The following is a 15,591-nucleotide window of genomic DNA, read 5'->3' on the forward strand; positions in this document are numbered from 1 at the left end:
GTCGGGTACCGGGCGGGTGAGGGTTCTGACGGGACGGCTCCCGGCCGGGGCGGCGCTCAGCAGCACCGCCGGTCGCCGTGGCCGTCGCCGACGTTGTTGCTGCGGAGAAGGGCGGCGCCCGGCGCAGGTGCACCCGCCGCTGCCGGCCGAGCCGGTGACGGGTGCGCGTTCTGGTGACCGGTGCGAGTTCTGGTGACGGCTCGGGGAATCCGCCGAACAGTCAGCAACAGCCCTCCCGGGACCTGACGTCACGGCGGTCGCCGTGAGCCGGGGGAACGGGGGCCTACCCGGTCCAGGAGTCCGGGTACGGCGGTTTGAGGGAGGAGCCGCTGCCGCAGACGTTGTCGTGGCCGGCCGCCTGGGCGGTGCCGGGAGCGAGCACGACGCCGGGCGCGGCCACCGCCGACAGGACGGCGGCCGTGGCCGCACGGCCCGTGAGCTTTCGCAAGGGATCGGTCTCCTCTGAACGGGCTTCGGGTGGAAGGGGGTTGCGTCGCCGGGCCCGTGCCGGGGCGGCGATCCGTTCGAGACGCTAGGAGGTGCCGATAGCGCGCCGGTATCGGGCCGCGCCACCGGGCGGCTACGGCCGCGCTACCGCCCTTCGCCAGCATGAATGCGCCACCGGGCGCCCCGGTCCGCCGTGATCACCACGGCGGCCGGCATCACGAGGCGGGGACCGGACGGTCACCCGCCGAGGGCGCCGGACGTCCCGGAGCCCCGTACGGAAGGACCACAGGATCACCATGGCGATCAGGAAGTTCATCTCGGCCGCGCTCGTGGCCGGCACCGTCGTGACGGCCGGACTTGCGTCCGCCGGGAGCGCCTCCGCCTTCACCGCCGACTGCCACGGCGGCCAGGTCTGCCTCTACTACAACTCCAGCGCCCACGGCTACGGCGCCGTGTACATCCAGAACACCAGCGTGGACAACTACGCGGGCCTGACGTTCAAGGCAGGCAAGAACGGCAGCTCCGGCGCCGGTGTCGCGGTGAAGAACAACGCGGCCGCCGTGGACAACCACTGGTACGGCACGTTCAACGTCTACTACAACAGCGGCCTCGACTGCAGCGTCGCCTGCCAGGCGATCCCGATGGACACCCGCCGGGACCTCAACTCCCAGCTGAAGAACAACAACGCCTCGGGCGAGTTCGTCGGCCCGTGATCTGACGGCACCCGTCAGTACCGAGCACACGCACCGGTCCCCGGCCGCCCGCTGCGGCCGGGGACCGTGCACGGCTACCCACCCGTCCCCGCCGGCCGCGCCGTTCCGAAAGAGACCCGCCTGTGTCCAGCCGTCCCGCCCGCTCCGCCGTGATGCTCACCCTGCTGCCGCTGCTCCTGGCGGGCTGCGCGAGCGCGGCGGGCTCCGCCGACACGGACGCCGTACCGCCGAGCCCGAGGCCGAGCGTGCAGACCGCCGCGGCCCCGCCGACGCTCGCCGCGACCCCCCAGCTGGACTCGGCGAACGACCGGCCGCTGCCGCTCGACCCCTATCTGCTCAACCCGGAACAGCAGTTGGCCGTCGAGAAAGCGCAGCAGAAGCTCATCGTCCGCTGCATGGCCTCCTTCGGTCTCACGTACACCCCGCCGTCCGGCAACGGGGGCCGGCGCGACAGCGACGCCCCCACCGCCCGGGTGGACTCGCGCTACGGCCACCAGAACGCGGCGCTGATGGCGAAGTGGGGTTACCACCCCGAGGGCGGACTGCGGGCGGGGGCGGGCGCGATGCCGACCGGCCCGTCGTTCTCTCCCGAGATGGAGCTCGTCCTGCGGGGGACGGCGGACGCGGCGGCACGGGCCGGGTCGGGCGGGCGGACCGTCAACGGGCGGACGGTGCCCGCGCGCGGCTGCCTCGGCGAGGCGGTCAAGGAACTGACCGGGTCCGCGGAGGGCGGGATCGGCGACACCCAGTTCGCGGACGACGCCAAGTTCACGACGCTGGACCAGTCCCGGAACGACCCGCGGACGCAGGCGGTGTTCCGTCAGTGGTCGCAGTGCATGAAGGACGCGGGCTTCGACTACGCCGACCCGCTGGCGGCCCTGGGCGACCCGCAGTGGCGGAAGTCGCCGACGCCGACGCCGCAGGAGCTGAAGGTGGCCACCGCGGACGCCGGCTGCCGGCACGCGCACAACGTGGTCGGCGTCTGGTACGCCGTCGACGCCGGCTACCAGCAGCAGGTGATCGCGGCCAACGCCGCCGCCATGGCCGAGGCGAAGGCCGCGGTCGAGAAGCAGGTGCGGGCGGCGGCCCTGGTGACGGCAGGCTGAGCATCGCCGGTCGCCTGTGAGGTTTGCCACGGTGGCCGTCGGCCGGGCGACGACCGCCCGCGGGACGGCCGCCGCTATCTACGCGCGTCCACTCCGGGTGGGTCGAGTCTGCCGCGAGGGCGTCGGCGGTACGCGCAGCAGGTGGGGCGAGTGATCGGTGATCACTGCGCGCCCGGCGGGGGTGCGTCCGTGAAGTGAACACGGGGTGTGTGGACCCTGTCGGTCGGGCCCGACGGGGGCCGGAGCGGGGCGTTCGTCGCGTTATGTGTTGAAGGAACCACGCGACCGATGTCCGATTTGTCGTTCAACTGGTGTCGGACGTCGAAGCGGCGCACGGCCCGGGTGAGCTCGGCTCGGACCCGGTCGACGAGGGGCTGAGCGCTTCCGTCCGGGCGGTGCCGGGGGTGCGGCGGAACGGCCGTGCGACCTGCCCCTGGAGACAGCCGGGGGGCGAGCGTGCACGGGACCACCCAGATGATCAACAACTTTCGAAAGCTAGCATGGAGGCACCCTCCTAGCTCGAAAGATGGACTTGTGACTGTCAACGACGACGTGTTCACGGACTGGATGAACCGCGAGGAGATCGCGGAGTCGATGATCCCGATCATCGGCCGACTGCACCGGGAGAGGGACGTCACCGTCCTGCTGCACAGCCGCTCCCTGGTGAACAAGTCGGTGGTCAGCATCCTCAAGACGCACCGGTTCGCCCGCCAGATCGCCGGCGAGGAGCTCTCGGTCACCGAGACGATGCCGTTCCTCCAGGCCCTCACCACGCTCGACCTCGGTCCCTCGCAGATCGACATCGGCATGCTCGCGGCCACCTACCGGGCCGACGACCGCGGCCTGTCGATCGCGGAGTTCACCGCCGAGGCGGTCGCCGGCGCCACCGGCGGCAACAAGATCGAGCGCTCCGGTTCGCGCGACGTGGTCCTCTACGGCTTCGGCCGCATCGGCCGTCTCGTCGCCCGCCTGCTGATCGAGAAGGCCGGCTCCGGCAACGGCCTGCGGCTGCGCGCCATCGTCGTGCGCCAGGGCGGCGACCAGGACATCGTGAAGCGCGCCTCGCTGCTGCGCCGCGACTCCATCCACGGCCAGTTCCAGGGCACCATCACCGTTGACGAGGCGAACAGCACCATCGTCGCCAACGGCAACGAGATCAAGGTGATCTACGCCAACGACCCGTCGGAGATCGACTACACGGCGTACGGCATCAACGACGCCATCCTGATCGACAACACCGGCAAGTGGCGTGACCGTGAGGGCCTGTCGAAGCACCTCCGCCCCGGCATCGACAAGGTCGTGCTGACCGCCCCGGGCAAGGGCGACGTCCCGAACATCGTGCACGGCGTCAACCACGACACGATCAAGCCGGAGGAGCGGGTCCTGTCCTGCGCCTCCTGCACCACCAACGCGATCGTCCCGCCGCTCAAGGCGATGGAGGACGAGTACGGCGTGCTCCGCGGCCACGTGGAGACCGTCCACTCGTTCACCAACGACCAGAACCTGCTGGACAACTACCACAAGGCCGACCGTCGCGGCCGCTCCGCGCCGCTCAACATGGTCATCACCGAGACCGGCGCCGCCTCCGCCGTCGCCAAGGCGCTGCCGGACCTCAAGGCGAAGATCACCGGCAGCTCGATCCGCGTCCCCGTGCCGGACGTCTCGATCGCGATCCTCAACCTGCAGCTCGCCCGCGAGACCACCCGTGAGGACGTCCTCGAGTACCTCCGCGAGGTGTCGCTGACGTCGCCGCTGAAGCGCCAGATCGACTTCACCACCGCCCCCGACGCGGTCTCGAACGACTTCATCGGCTCGCGCCACGCCTCGATCGTCGACGCCGGCGCCACCAAGGTCGAGGGCGACAACGCGATCCTCTACCTGTGGTACGACAACGAGTTCGGCTACTCGTGCCAGGTCATCCGGGTCGTCCAGCACGTCTCCGGCGTCGAGTACCCGACCTACCCGGCTCCGGCGGTCTGATCCGCAGGGTCCCGGCGCACCGCGTACGGACGGAAGGGCCGGAGGCAGCAGCCTCCGGCCCTTCCGTCATGTGGGTGGCGTCACCCGCCCCCCGGCGGGTTTCGACCAGGGGTCCACCTCGACGAGGCGGACCCCGAGAGCCTTTCGGCGGCTACAGCCTGACGTAGTCGGCCTTGTCGTTCCAGTTGCCGCCGTAGACGTAGCCGATGGCGGTGAAGTCGTAGCAGCCGAGGTTGCCCAGGTTGATCTCGGGGTCGGGCTGCCAGCTGCGGTCGTCGTAGACCGTCATGCCACCGCTCTTGCGGTTGACGCAGGCGGAGCTGGCCTGGTCCCGGAACGACCAGTCGCTGAGGTTCTTGGTGCCGGCGTCCGACCAGCGCAGCATGCGGCCGGAGTAGTCGGAGTGTTCGAACAGGCAGGCCCAGCCGTAGGAGCAGTCCGCGATCGCCTGCGGCGAGAGCACGGTGTCGTTCTTGAGGGCGGGTGCCTGCTCGGCGGTCGCTGCGGCCGCGGGGTCGATGGCGGCCAGGGCCTTGTCGGCCTCGGCGAGGCTGTCGTGGCAGTACACGGCGCCGCCGGTCACCTCGGTGCACACCTTGGCGCCGCTCCAGCCCTTGGAGAGGTCGATCTTCTTGCCCTTGTAGGTGGCGATCACCGGCTTGGACGGCACCTTGTCCGGTGAGCCGGTGGACTGCTGGACGCTGCCGGACGGCACGGGCGCCGCCATGGCCGCCGGAGCGGCCATGGCGAGTGCACCCACGGCTGCGGTGGCGACGGCGAGCATACGGAACGAACGCACGGTCGAGTTCCCCCCTGTTGGACTGTCAGGACTGTGCTGACACGACCCAACCCGAGATCCGTCGCCCGCACCATCGGTCCGATACGAACCGGCCAACGATCGGCCAGATTCGATAATTAGTTTGATTTTGTGGTCGGGGCCCGGCCGGGGGCGTCGGCAAGGCCGCGGGCGACGACGGCGACCGAGGTCACCTCGTCGCCGGCCTTGCCCCAGGGGCCGTCCTTGAGCAGGACGGTGCGCTCCCCGAGCAGGCGCAGCGTCTGCTTGTCGAAGATCCATTCGGAGCGCTCGTCGTTGTGGGTGCGGGCGACGGCGATGCCGTGGCGGCCGGCAGCGTCGACGGCGTCGTCGACCGTGACCACTCCGGGAATGTGTCCGGCGGCCCGGTAGAGGGCGGCGCTGACCTCGGGCGGCGCGACCGAGCGGCGCAGCAGGTCGCCGATGCCGGTGAAGACCTCCTGGTCGGGGCCGGTGGTGGATCCGGAGCCGGTGCCGTGGTTGAGGTCGGCGTCGGCGTAGATCTGCTTGAGCAGCGCCTCGGGGTCGGTGGGCAGGGCGGCGAGGAGCTTGTAGGTGGGTGAGTTGAGTGAGCCGCCGCCGGGGGCGGGGATCTGCTTCTCGCCGCCGGTGCCGCGCTGGAGTCCGGGCCGGGTGCCGTCGACGGCGACCCACTGTTCGAGGTTCTCGGTGGTGGTGGCCCGCTGCATGCCGCCACCGGGAGCCTCGCTGAGCGAGGTGCTGTGGCCGACCGTCTTGACGTAGGAGTACTGGCTGTCGCGGGCCTGGGACCGGGGCTGGGTGTAGGCGGCCTGCGCGACGCGGTCCAGCAGCTGGACTGAGGCCGCGCTGGCCGGTGGGGCCTTGTCGGCCGGTGTGCCGCCGCCCTGGGTGCTCACCACGACGGCAACGGCCGCGGCGGCGGCGACCGCGGTCACCGCGAGCAGGCGCGGCCGACGCCGTACGAGGCGGGCGGGTGCGGGAGTGGGGGCCCGGTGGTGCGGGTCGATCTCGTTCAACAGGAACTCCTTCAACGGCTGCGGTGCCATCTCCAGGTAGGGCGGGGGTGGCAGCAAGCGCGCCAACTCCTGGCGCTCACCGTGCTCGTCCCGCTCGTCGCGGTGTCCACGTGTGGTGTTCACGGCTTCCTCCCGGCCGGCAGACGGCTGTCATCGAGGTGGTGTCCGCGGCCGCGCCGGGGTTCCACGGCTTTTCGATCCGGCGTCTCCTGCACCGCGACGCTCCGGCGAAGCTTCTCCCGCGCCCGGGACAGCCGGGAGCGCACCGTGCCCACCGGCACCCCGAGCGCCTGCGCGGCCTCCGCATAGCCCAGGCCCGACCACACCACGAGCGTGAAGACCTCGCGCTCGCTGCGCCGCAGCTGCCCGAGTGCACGGAGGGCGGCGGCGGCCGTCTCGGCATCGGCGATCCTGCCGACCACCTCGTCGGCGAAGTCCGGGACCGGCTCGCGGGCCGGCATCCTGGCCATCGCCGCGCGGTGCCGGCGGGCCGCCCGGGCGGTGTTGCGCAGCACGTTGGTGGCGATGCCGAGCAGCCAGGCCCGCGGGTTGAGGACCTCGCCGCGCAGCTTGTCCCGCAGCCGCCAGGCCTCCAGGAACGTCAGGGACACCACGTCGTCGGCCACATGCCGGTCACCGGTGGATCTGGCCGCGTGCGCGTAGACCGTGCGGGCGTGCTCGTCGAAGAGCGCGGCGAAGGCCCGGCGGTCGCCGGCCGGGTCCTGCTGACGGGGCAAGGGAGACTCCACGCTGACTTGGTGTCCGCACCGCGGCAGCGGTTCCGAGGGAATCCTCGCCGACTCCCCGGCGGCCCGGTTCGCGCGCTGTGGCCGCCGTGGCCGGACCTTGTGGCGAACTTAACGGGTGCATAAGGCTGTTCCGGCGGCGGGGGCGGCGCCGTGCTGCGGTGGGCGGGAATCGGGGGCCTTGACCTGCGGTGATGGACGGGAATTGGGGTGCGGGCGGCCAACGTGGCGGCGTCGGGCGGGCGTTGACCGGGTGGGGCGGGGTTGGTTATTGATGGTGACCAGTCAGTCGGGGCTGTGTGCGGATCTGCCGGGCACGACGAGACTCCACCCCCATCCCTCCAGGAGGACGCGTGCACTCCGCTCCGAAACGGATCCGCCGGCGGTGGATCGCCGCTCTGGTCGGCGCCCTGATGCTCACGGTATTCGGCATCGGCTCGGCGCTGGCCTCGATACCGGTCGGCGAGTCCAGGACCGGCAAGATGACCTGGTACGACGACGCAGGGTACGGCGCCTGCGGGACGGCGATCAACGCGGCCGCCGAGGACCTGGTCGCCGTCTCCACCTCGTGGTGGACCTCGGCGAACCCGAACAACGACGACCTCTGCAAGGGCATCTCCGTGCAGGTCAGCTACCAGGGCAGGACGATCACCGTCCCGGTCCGGGACAAGTGCCCGTCCTGCAGCGCCGAGCACATCGATCTCAGCAAGACCGCCTTCCAGAAGCTCGCCGACCTGAACGTCGGCGTGGTCTCCGGGATCACCTGGAAGTTCGTCGGCTCCGGCGGAGGCTCCAACGGCGGTTCGGGCGGCGGCACCGGTGGTGGCACGGGCGGCGGCGGGACGACCACCCTGCCCGCCCCCACGGGGCTGCGCGCCACCGCCACCACCGCGAGCAGCGTCTCGCTCGCCTGGACGGCCGTCCAGGGCGCCTCCTCGTACGCCGTCTACCGCGGCGGGACGAAGGTCGGCACGGCCTCCGGCGCCTCGTACAGCGACACCGGCCTGAGCGCCGCCACCGGGTACCGGTACACGGTCGCCGCCGTCGACTCCGCGGGGAAGGCGGGCGCCCAGTCCGCCGCCGTCACCGCCACCACCACCGCCACCGGCGGCGGGGGCGGCGGCACGGCCTGCCCGGCGGCCTGGAGCGCGTCGAGGTCGTACGTGCCCGGTGACGCCGTCGGCTACGCGGGCCACAAGTACAGCGCCATCTACTACTCGACCGGCGCGGTGCCGAACGACCCCGGCTCCTGGGCCGTGTGGCGCGACAGCGGCACCTGCTGACGCAGTGCGTCGCCGCCGGGCCGCCGCCGTCCTCCTTCCCCTGGACGGCGGCGGCCCCGCGGCGGGCGTGCCGGGTGCCGCCGGCATGCGCGGGGCCCGTCCGGCAGGTGCCGGACGGGCCCGTGGAATGCGGTGCGGTGCCGGGGCGTGCGGCCTCAGCGGTCCTTGCGGGCGGCGGCCTGCTGGGCCTGCTTCGCCTCCTTGGCCTGCTTCTCCTTGATCCGCACGGTCTCGCGGCGGACCTCGGCCTGGATCGTGCGCTCCTTCTGCAGCCACTCCGGGTTCTCGTCCCGGAGGGCCTCGATCTGCTCGGTGGTGAGCGCCTCGCTGACGCCGCCGCGGGCCAGGCCGGAGACGGAGACGCCGAGCCGGGCCGCGACCACCTGGCGGGGGTGCGGGCCGTTGCGGCGCAGCTCCTCCAGCCACGCGGGGGGCTCGGTCTGCAGCGCGTTCAGCTCGTCACGGGAGACCACGCCCTCCCGGAATTCGTCGGGGGTGGCCTCGAGGTAGACGCCCAGCTTCTTGGCCGCCGTGGCGGGCTTCATCGTCTGGATCGTCCGGGGCTTGCGCGATGTCATAGGGACAAGGGTAAGCGAGCGGAGGCCCGCCCCGATCACGGTGGGTAGCCTGGGCTGCGTGACTGAGATGCAGGCGACTCCCTCCTCCTTCCGACTGGCGTACGTTCCGGGCGTGACCCCCACCAAGTGGGTCCGTGTCTGGGGGGAGAGGCTGCCCGACGTTCCGCTCGCGCTGGTGGCCGTTCCCGCGGAGGGCGGCACCGAGGCGCTGGTGTCCGGCGGGGCGGACGCGGGCCTGGTGCGGCTGCCGGTGGACCGGACGGTGCTGAGCGCGATCCCGCTCTACACCGAGACCACGGTCGTGGTGATCCCCAAGGACCACTGGCTGGCCGCGGCGGAGGAGGTCGCGGTGGCGGACCTGGCCGAGGAGGTCGTGCTGCACCCGCTGGACGACACCATCGGCTGGGAGAGCCTGCCGGGCCTGCCCGCCTTCGAGCGGCCGGCGACCACCGCCGACGCGATCGAGCTGGTGGCGGCCGGCATCGGCGTGCTGGCGGTGCCGCAGTCGCTGGCGCGGCTCCACCACCGCCGTGACCTCACCTACCGGACGCTCGCGGACGTGCCGCAGTCGCAGGTGGTGCTCTCCTGGCGCGAGGACCGGACCACCGACCTGGTCGAGGAGTTCATCGGCATCGTGCGCGGGCGGACGGTGAACAGTTCGCGCGGCCGTGGGGCCCAGCCCCAGGAGAAGCCCGCCGCGCAGCAGAAGGCCGGTGCGAAGCAGAAGCCAGGGCAGCAGAAGACCCCGCAGCAGAAGCCGAAGCGGCCCGCGGCGGCCGGCGGCCGTGCGCGGGGCGGTGCCGGGGCCTCCGGCGGCTCGGGCGGCGCACGGCGCGGGAAGCCCCGCGGCCGCTGACGGCACGGGCCGGCCGCCCGATGGTGCGTGGTGGGGGAACGGGCGCCTCCCGGTCGGGGTGCGGGTGTGACGGGTGACGGGTGCGGGTGGTGGGGGCCCGCGGCCCGCCGGGCGTGGGGGAGACCGGCGGGCGGGCGGCCGGCAGGGGTGGTGCCGGTCGCTGAGGACAATGCCGTGGCGGCAAAGGGCGGGTCAAGGTGCTCGCCGGGGAAATCTGAAAGTTTCTGCAAGACATTTCTTCCTGAATCGGGTCAGAGACCGTTCTGGCTCGATTCAGAAATCCGACGGCAGGTCAGAACGGTTGCGCCGTGCGTCCGGACCGCTGCGGTGAGGGTTTACAGAGGGGTTGCCGCTCGGTAATCTCCTGATGCTTCTTGCAGTGAATTGCGCAAGGAGCGGCGGCCACGGTGGAGCGGCCGCCCACCGCGGCCTCCCGCCCGGGGAGCCGGCGCATCCGCCGGCTCGGGGAGCCGCACGCAGACGCACGGCCGCCGGCCCCCTGCCCGCGCCGCCGTCCGGCCCGCACCACCCAGCACCACCCACCCACCTGTTCCTGCCGCTCCGGCAGCCCCGTGTCTCCGTCCCCCACGCTGCTCCCGTGTCCCCGGGTGCGGTGGAGCCGGGTTCCCCCCTGCCTGCGGCACTACCCGAGGGGTTCACTGTGACATCGCGATCACGCCACCGGCGGCGGCCCACGGCCGTCGCCCTGACCGCGGCGGCCGGTCTCGCGGCCACACTGCTGTCCACGGCGCCACTGGGCGGCGCGGCGAACGCGGCCACCACCGGGGCCACGGCCTCCAACACGGCGACCGTCTTCTACTACACCAAGACCCGCAACTGGTCGGCGTACAACCTGCACTGGGCCCCGGACGGCGGCAGCTGGACAACCGTGCCGGGCGTCGCCATGGAGGCGGCCTGCACCGACTGGGTCAAGAAGACGGTCGACCTCGGCTCCGCCACCGGGCTGCAGGCCACCTTCAACAACGGCTCCGGCACCTGGGACAACAACGGCGGCCGCAACTACGCCCTGGGCACCGGCTCGATCACCGTCAAGGACGGCGTGATCGCCCACAGCGACCCGTGCGCGGGCGGCGGCACCGACCCCTCGCCCGGTCCGTCCCCCACCGGCACCACCTCGACGGTCTACTACTCCACCGCGGTGGTCGGCTGGAGCACCGTCAACCTGCACTACGCACCGGCCGGCGGCGCCTGGACGACCGTGCCCGGCATCGGCATGGACGCCGCCTGCACCGGCTGGTTCAAGAAGACGGTCTCGCTGGGCTCCGCCTCGACGATGGCCGCGACCTTCAACAACGGCAACGGCACCTGGGACAACAACAACGGCGCCAACTACGTCGTCCCGTCCGGCACGGTGACGGTGCAGAACGGCAAGGTCACCGCGAACGCCGCCGACCCGTGCGCCGCCGTGGTGCCGGACACCACGGCGCCGACCGTGCCGGGCAACGTCGCGGCCACCGCCACCAACACCTCGATCGTCCTCACCTGGGACCCGTCCACCGACGACAAGGCGGTGACGGGCTACCAGGTCACCCGCACCGGAGGCACCCAGGGCACCGTCGTGGTGAACACCGGCTCCACGGTGTACTCGGACACCGGCCTGGACGCCAACACCGTCTACACCTACACCGTCAAGGCGCAGGACGCGGCCGGGAACGTCTCCGCGGCCTCCGCTGCGGCCGTGGCCACCACCGGCACCGCCCCGCCGCAGCCCGCCAACGGCGAGATGATCGGCACCGACCCGCGCAAGGACCCGATCTACTTCGTCCTCACCGCGCGCTTCAACGACGGCGACAGCAGCAACAACCGCGGCGGCAGCCAGGACGTGAAGTCCGGCAACGCGGCCAACAACGACCCGATGTTCCGCGGCGACTTCAAGGGCCTCGTCCAGAAGCTCGACTACGTCAAGGGCCTCGGCTTCTCGGCGATCTGGATCACCCCGGTCGTCCTCAACCGCTCCGACTACGACTACCACGGCTACCACGGCTGGGACTTCTACAAGGTCGACCCGCGGCTGGAGTCCGCCGGCGCCTCGTACCAGGACCTGATCAACGCCGCGCACGCCAAGGGCATCAAGATCTACCAGGACGTGGTCTACAACCACAGCTCCCGGTGGGGCGCCAAGGGCCTGTTCGTGCCGGCCGTGTACGGCGTCCGGGACTCCCAGTGGTCCTGGTACTACGACGAGAAGCAGACCGGCTTCGAGTACGACGGCCTGACGATCGACCCGAAGACCGGCAAGTCCTGGTACAACGGCGACCTGTGGTCGACCGAGCAGCCCCCCGGCTCCACCTGCGTCGGCTGGGGCACGCCCACCCAGTACAAGAGCGCCGAGGGCTACACCATCTACAACTGCCAGTGGCCATCGCCGACTTCGGGGATGTTCCCGTCGAAGTACTACCACCAGTGCTGGATCGGCAACTGGGAGGGCGAGGACTCGCGCTCCTGCTGGCTGCACGAGGACCTCGCAGACTTCAACACCGAGAGCCCCGAGGTGCAGAACTACCTGATCGGCGCCTACGACAAGTACATCGACATGGGCGTGGACGGCTTCCGGGTCGACACCGCCGTGCACGTGCCGCGGGTCACCTGGAACCGTCGCTTCCTGCCCGCGATCCAGCAGCGGGTCACCCAGGACTGGGGCCCGGCGAAGGCGCAGAACTTCTTCGTCTTCGGCGAGGTCGGCGCGTTCGTCAACGACAAGTGGAACCGCGGCTCGGTGAATCACTCCGCCCAGTTCTTCACCTGGAAGGAGCGCAAGGACTACACCGCCGACGACGTGCAGGCCGCCCTCGACCAGTACAACTACGAGGAGCAGCTCGGCACCGGCAACCAGCCCACCTCCACCAACGCCTTCCTCAACGGCAACGCGTACCACACCCCGGACCGCTCGCAGTTCTCCGGCATGAACGTCATCGACATGCGGATGCACATGAACTTCGGGGACGCCCGCAACGCCTACTACAACGGCAAGGACTCGGACGACAGCTACAACGACGCCACCTACAACGTGGTGTACGTGGACAGCCACGACTTCGGCCCGAACAAGTCCAGCACCCGGTACGCGGGCGGTACCGACGCCTGGGCCGAGAACATGGCCCTGATGTGGACCTTCCGCGGCATCCCGACGCTGTACTACGGCTCGGAGATCGAGTTCCAGGCCGGCAAGCAGATCGACTGCGGCCCCTCCTGCCCGCTCGCCACCACCGGCCGCGCCTACTACGGCGACAAGATCGCCGGCACGGTCACGGCGAGCGACTACTCGGTGGTCTCCGGCGCCACCGGTGCCGTCGCCACCACCCTGCAGCAGCCGCTGGTCAAGCAATTGCAGCGGCTCAACCAGATCCGCCGGGCGATCCCCGCCCTGCAGACGGGCCAGTACTCCACCGAGGGCATCAGCGGCGGCGGCATGAACTTCAAGCGCCGCTACACCGACACCGCCACCGGCGTGGACAGCTTCGCCCTGGTCGCCGTCACCGACGGCGCCACCTACGGCGGGATCCCCAACGGCACCTACAAGGACGCCGTCACCGGTGACGTGAAGACCGTCACCAACGGCACCCTGACGGTCGCCGCGCCCGGCAAGGGCAACCTGCGGGTCTACGTGCTCGACCTCGGCGGCAAGAACGCCGCCCCGGGCAAGATCGGCACCGACGGCCCGTACCTGAAGTAGCACACCCGGAACGCCGGCGGGCGGGGCCCTCCCCGTCCGCCGGCACCCGCGGGGGCGGACCGGACGGCGCGGCCCGACCGGACGGCGGGGCACGGGCGGACACGGGGGAGAGAGGGAGAGGGCACCACCATGCCCGGAGGGAGAACCGGCGGCGGACGGGGCAAGCCGACCGCCGGGGACGTGGCGGCCGCGGCGGGATACTCCCGCACCGCGGTCTCCTTCGCGTTCAACAGCCCGGACCAGCTGTCCCGGGCGACCCGCGAGCGCATCCTCGCCGTCGCCGAGGAACTCGGCTACCGGCCCAGCCCGCTCGCCCGGATGCTGCGCGCCGGGCAGACCCGCGCCCTCGGCGTGCTGCTGCCGCAGGGCCTCGCGGCGATCCTGCGCAACCCCTACTACACCGAATTCCTGCGCGGCGTCGGCGAGGTGTGCGACCGCGAGGGGTACACCCTGCTGCTCACCCCGCCGCTGCGGGAATCCATGCTCGAAGCGATCCCGTACGCCGCCGTGGACGGCTTCGTGGTCTGCGGACTGGAGACCGACCGCGGCGAGGTCGCCGAACTCGCCCGCCACCAGACCCCGGTGGTGCTGGTCGACGGCGACCCGCAGTCCGACGCACCCGGCGTGGACGTCGACGACCGGCGCGGCACCCGGGAGGCCGTCCGCCACCTGGTCGGGCTCGGCCACCGCCGGATCGCCGTGCTCTCCTTCGACCCCGGGCCGGACGCCGCCGTCCGCGGCTACCGCGGCCCGCTCGCCCGCCGCCTCGCCGGCCTCGCCGACGGGCTCGCCGAGGCGGGCCGCACCATGGCGGACGTCGAGCTGGCCGAGGTGCCGATCAGCCGTGTCGACGGCGAACGCACCGTCCGGCGGTGGATGGCCGGGCCCGAGCCGCCGACCGCGATCCTGGCGCTCTCCGACATCCTGGCCTTCGGCGCCCTGGAGGCGCTGCGCGACCTCGGCGTGGACGTGCCCGGCGAGGTGTCGGTGGTGGGCTTCGACGACCTCGCCGAGGCCGCCCGGACGAGGCCCGCCCTGACCACCGTCCGGCAGGACACCGAGGCCAAGGGCCGGACGGCCGCCGGGGCGCTGCTCGCGGCGATCCGCGGCGAGCAGCAGCCGGTGCGCCGGCTGCTGCCCACCCGGCTGGTCGTCCGGGCCTCGACCGCGCCGCCCCCGCCGCCCGGACGGCGGGCCGAGGCAGCGGCGCGGAACCGCGGTGACGGCCCGTCGGACGAGCCTTAGGGCATGTCTTCAGAGGTGCACCCCAGCGCCCCCGGGGTGCACCCTCGTACGCCTTTGAAGACACGTGCCCGGGTGCGCGGGGGACGGCGGCTCCTAGTCGTTGCCCGGCCAGCCGTCGAGCATCCGGTGCACCGTCACCCCGGGCCGTTCGGCCAGGCTGCGGTTCGACGGGGCGGCCGGGGCGGCGGGCTGCGCGGCGACGGCGGCCTGCAGGATGTCGGTGATCTCGGCGACCTTCGCGTCGACGGTGGCCTTCAGCTGCGCCGGGTCCTGGGTCCGCGCGGCCGAGCGCACGGCCTTCTCGACCGCCGCCAGTTTGCGCAGCGCGTCCTGGCCGAGCCGGACGGGCTGCGGGGTGTTGATGACGAACTGGTAGGCGCCGGCCACGGCCTGGCAGCCGGCGCAGTGCACGGTGGTCGCCTTGCTGTTGTTGTCGGCGTCGACGTGCACGTCGCTGCCGCCGGTGGTGACGATCTGGAAGGAGAGGGCGACGGCGCGGCAGTGCTGCCCCTCGCTGCAGTACCGGGCGGTGGCGAGCGCCCGGTTGTCGACGTCGACCCCGACCGTCCGGCCGAACTGGCGGATCTCGAAGGCGACCTCGGTGTCGCGGGTGTGCACCGGGCTCGCAATGCTGACGGCGTGGGTCCGCTCGTAGCGGACCTGGCTGGCGTCCGCGGTGGCGGCGGCCGGTCCGACCAGCAGGACGGCGGCGGCCCCCGCGGGCACGAGCGGCCCCGAGCGGAGGAGGCGGCCGAGCCGGCGGGTCGGGGTGCTGCGGTGCGATCGGTTCACGAGGTGCTCCAGGCGGTTCGAGGGGTGGCTCAGGGGGCGGGGGAGGAAGCGGGCGACGAGACGGGCGAGGAGGCGGGCGAGGAGGCAGGGCCGGCGGTCGCCGAGGCTTCGCCGGATGCCGGTCCGTCGGCCGGGGCCGACGGGGTCGGCGAGGGGGCCGGGGGCGTGCTGGCCGCCGCGGTGGCCGTGTCGCGCGGTGGGGCGGGCGGCGCGGGGGGGGGGGGGGGGGGCCGGGGGGGCGGGCGCCCGCCGATCCTCCGCGCGGTGGCCGCCGCCCTGCCCGGGGACGGCGCCCAGGAGGTGCACTCCGACGCCGAGGTGTCCGTCACCGTCGCCGAG

Annotated in this window: 13 protein-coding genes and 1 pseudogene; 8 read left to right on the forward strand and 6 right to left on the reverse strand. The window is 72.3% G+C overall.

Features of this window, described 5'->3' with window-relative positions:
• Positions 1-283 precede the first annotated feature (283 nt).
• A complete protein-coding gene (locus ABD353_RS14005; protein ID WP_344623888.1) occupies positions 284-448 on the reverse strand; it encodes a hypothetical protein in 165 nt (54 codons plus the stop codon).
• Positions 449-743: 295 nt separating this feature from the next.
• Here ABD353_RS14005 and ABD353_RS14010 point away from each other — a divergent pair, with 295 nt between their 5' ends.
• The 3 genes from ABD353_RS14010 (at position 744) to ABD353_RS14020 (ending at position 4,246) form a co-directional block, all read left to right on the forward strand.
• A complete protein-coding gene (locus tag ABD353_RS14010; protein WP_344623889.1) occupies positions 744-1,160 on the forward strand; it encodes a hypothetical protein in 417 nt (138 codons plus the stop codon).
• A 122-nt stretch (positions 1,161-1,282) separates the two neighbouring features.
• A complete protein-coding gene (locus ABD353_RS14015; RefSeq protein ID WP_344623890.1) occupies positions 1,283-2,266 on the forward strand; it encodes a hypothetical protein in 984 nt (327 codons plus the stop codon).
• A gap of 534 nt (positions 2,267-2,800) precedes the next feature.
• On the forward strand, positions 2,801-4,246 hold the full coding sequence (locus ABD353_RS14020) for a glyceraldehyde-3-phosphate dehydrogenase (RefSeq protein WP_344623891.1): 1,446 nt from the start codon (positions 2,801-2,803) through the stop codon (positions 4,244-4,246).
• 151 nt (positions 4,247-4,397) lie between these two features.
• On the opposite strand, the gene ABD353_RS14025 is transcribed toward ABD353_RS14020, so the two are convergent.
• The 3 genes from ABD353_RS14025 to ABD353_RS14035 form a co-directional block, all read right to left on the reverse strand.
• Positions 4,398-5,045 (reverse strand): peptidase inhibitor family I36 protein, encoded by a 648-nt coding sequence (locus tag ABD353_RS14025; RefSeq protein ID WP_344623892.1) that lies wholly within the window; start codon positions 5,043-5,045, stop codon positions 4,398-4,400.
• 116 nt (positions 5,046-5,161) lie between these two features.
• Positions 5,162-6,184, reverse strand: a complete 1,023-nt coding sequence (locus ABD353_RS14030) for a CU044_5270 family protein (protein ID WP_344623893.1) — start codon at positions 6,182-6,184, stop codon at positions 5,162-5,164.
• Complete coding sequence (locus ABD353_RS14035; RefSeq protein ID WP_344623894.1) at positions 6,181-6,798, reverse strand: RNA polymerase sigma factor; 618 nt, start codon at positions 6,796-6,798, stop codon at positions 6,181-6,183. Before ABD353_RS14035 ends, ABD353_RS14030 begins: the two co-directional genes overlap by 4 nt.
• Positions 6,799-7,160: 362 nt before the next feature.
• Here ABD353_RS14035 and ABD353_RS14040 point away from each other — a divergent pair, with 362 nt between their 5' ends.
• The gene (locus ABD353_RS14040; protein WP_344623895.1) at positions 7,161-8,090 is read left to right on the forward strand and encodes a cysteine/serine endopeptidase inhibitor; all 930 of its coding nucleotides are present in this window, start codon (positions 7,161-7,163) and stop codon (positions 8,088-8,090) included.
• Positions 8,091-8,245: 155 nt separating this feature from the next.
• Here the strand turns inward: ABD353_RS14040 and ABD353_RS14045 are convergent, their stop codons facing one another.
• A complete protein-coding gene (locus tag ABD353_RS14045) occupies positions 8,246-8,668 on the reverse strand; it encodes a DUF5997 family protein (protein WP_344623896.1) in 423 nt (140 codons plus the stop codon).
• Between the two features lie 67 nt (positions 8,669-8,735).
• On the opposite strand from ABD353_RS14045, the gene ABD353_RS14050 reads away from it, so the two are divergent.
• The 3 genes from ABD353_RS14050 to ABD353_RS14060 all read left to right on the forward strand — a co-directional run bounded on the left by ABD353_RS14050 (position 8,736) and on the right by ABD353_RS14060 (position 14,460).
• Positions 8,736-9,524: a LysR substrate-binding domain-containing protein gene (locus tag ABD353_RS14050; RefSeq protein ID WP_344623902.1), complete on the forward strand. Its 789-nt coding sequence runs from the start codon at positions 8,736-8,738 to the stop codon at positions 9,522-9,524.
• Positions 9,525-10,185: 661 nt separating this feature from the next.
• On the forward strand, positions 10,186-13,215 hold the full coding sequence (locus tag ABD353_RS14055; protein ID WP_344623897.1) for a carbohydrate binding domain-containing protein: 3,030 nt from the start codon (positions 10,186-10,188) through the stop codon (positions 13,213-13,215).
• A gap of 129 nt (positions 13,216-13,344) precedes the next feature.
• A complete protein-coding gene (locus tag ABD353_RS14060) occupies positions 13,345-14,460 on the forward strand; it encodes a LacI family DNA-binding transcriptional regulator (protein WP_344623898.1) in 1,116 nt (371 codons plus the stop codon).
• Positions 14,461-14,553: 93 nt separating this feature from the next.
• Here ABD353_RS14060 and ABD353_RS14065 read toward each other — a convergent pair whose 3' ends face one another.
• A complete protein-coding gene (locus ABD353_RS14065) occupies positions 14,554-15,252 on the reverse strand; it encodes a hypothetical protein (RefSeq protein ID WP_344623899.1) in 699 nt (232 codons plus the stop codon).
• 24 nt (positions 15,253-15,276) lie between these two features.
• On the opposite strand from ABD353_RS14065, the pseudogene ABD353_RS14070 reads away from it, so the two are divergent.
• Positions 15,277-15,591: pseudogene (locus ABD353_RS14070) on the forward strand (hypothetical protein); the annotation flags it as partial.

It is taken from the genome of Kitasatospora arboriphila (genome assembly GCF_039528095.1).
Taxonomy (GTDB): domain Bacteria; phylum Actinomycetota; class Actinomycetes; order Streptomycetales; family Streptomycetaceae; genus Kitasatospora; species Kitasatospora arboriphila.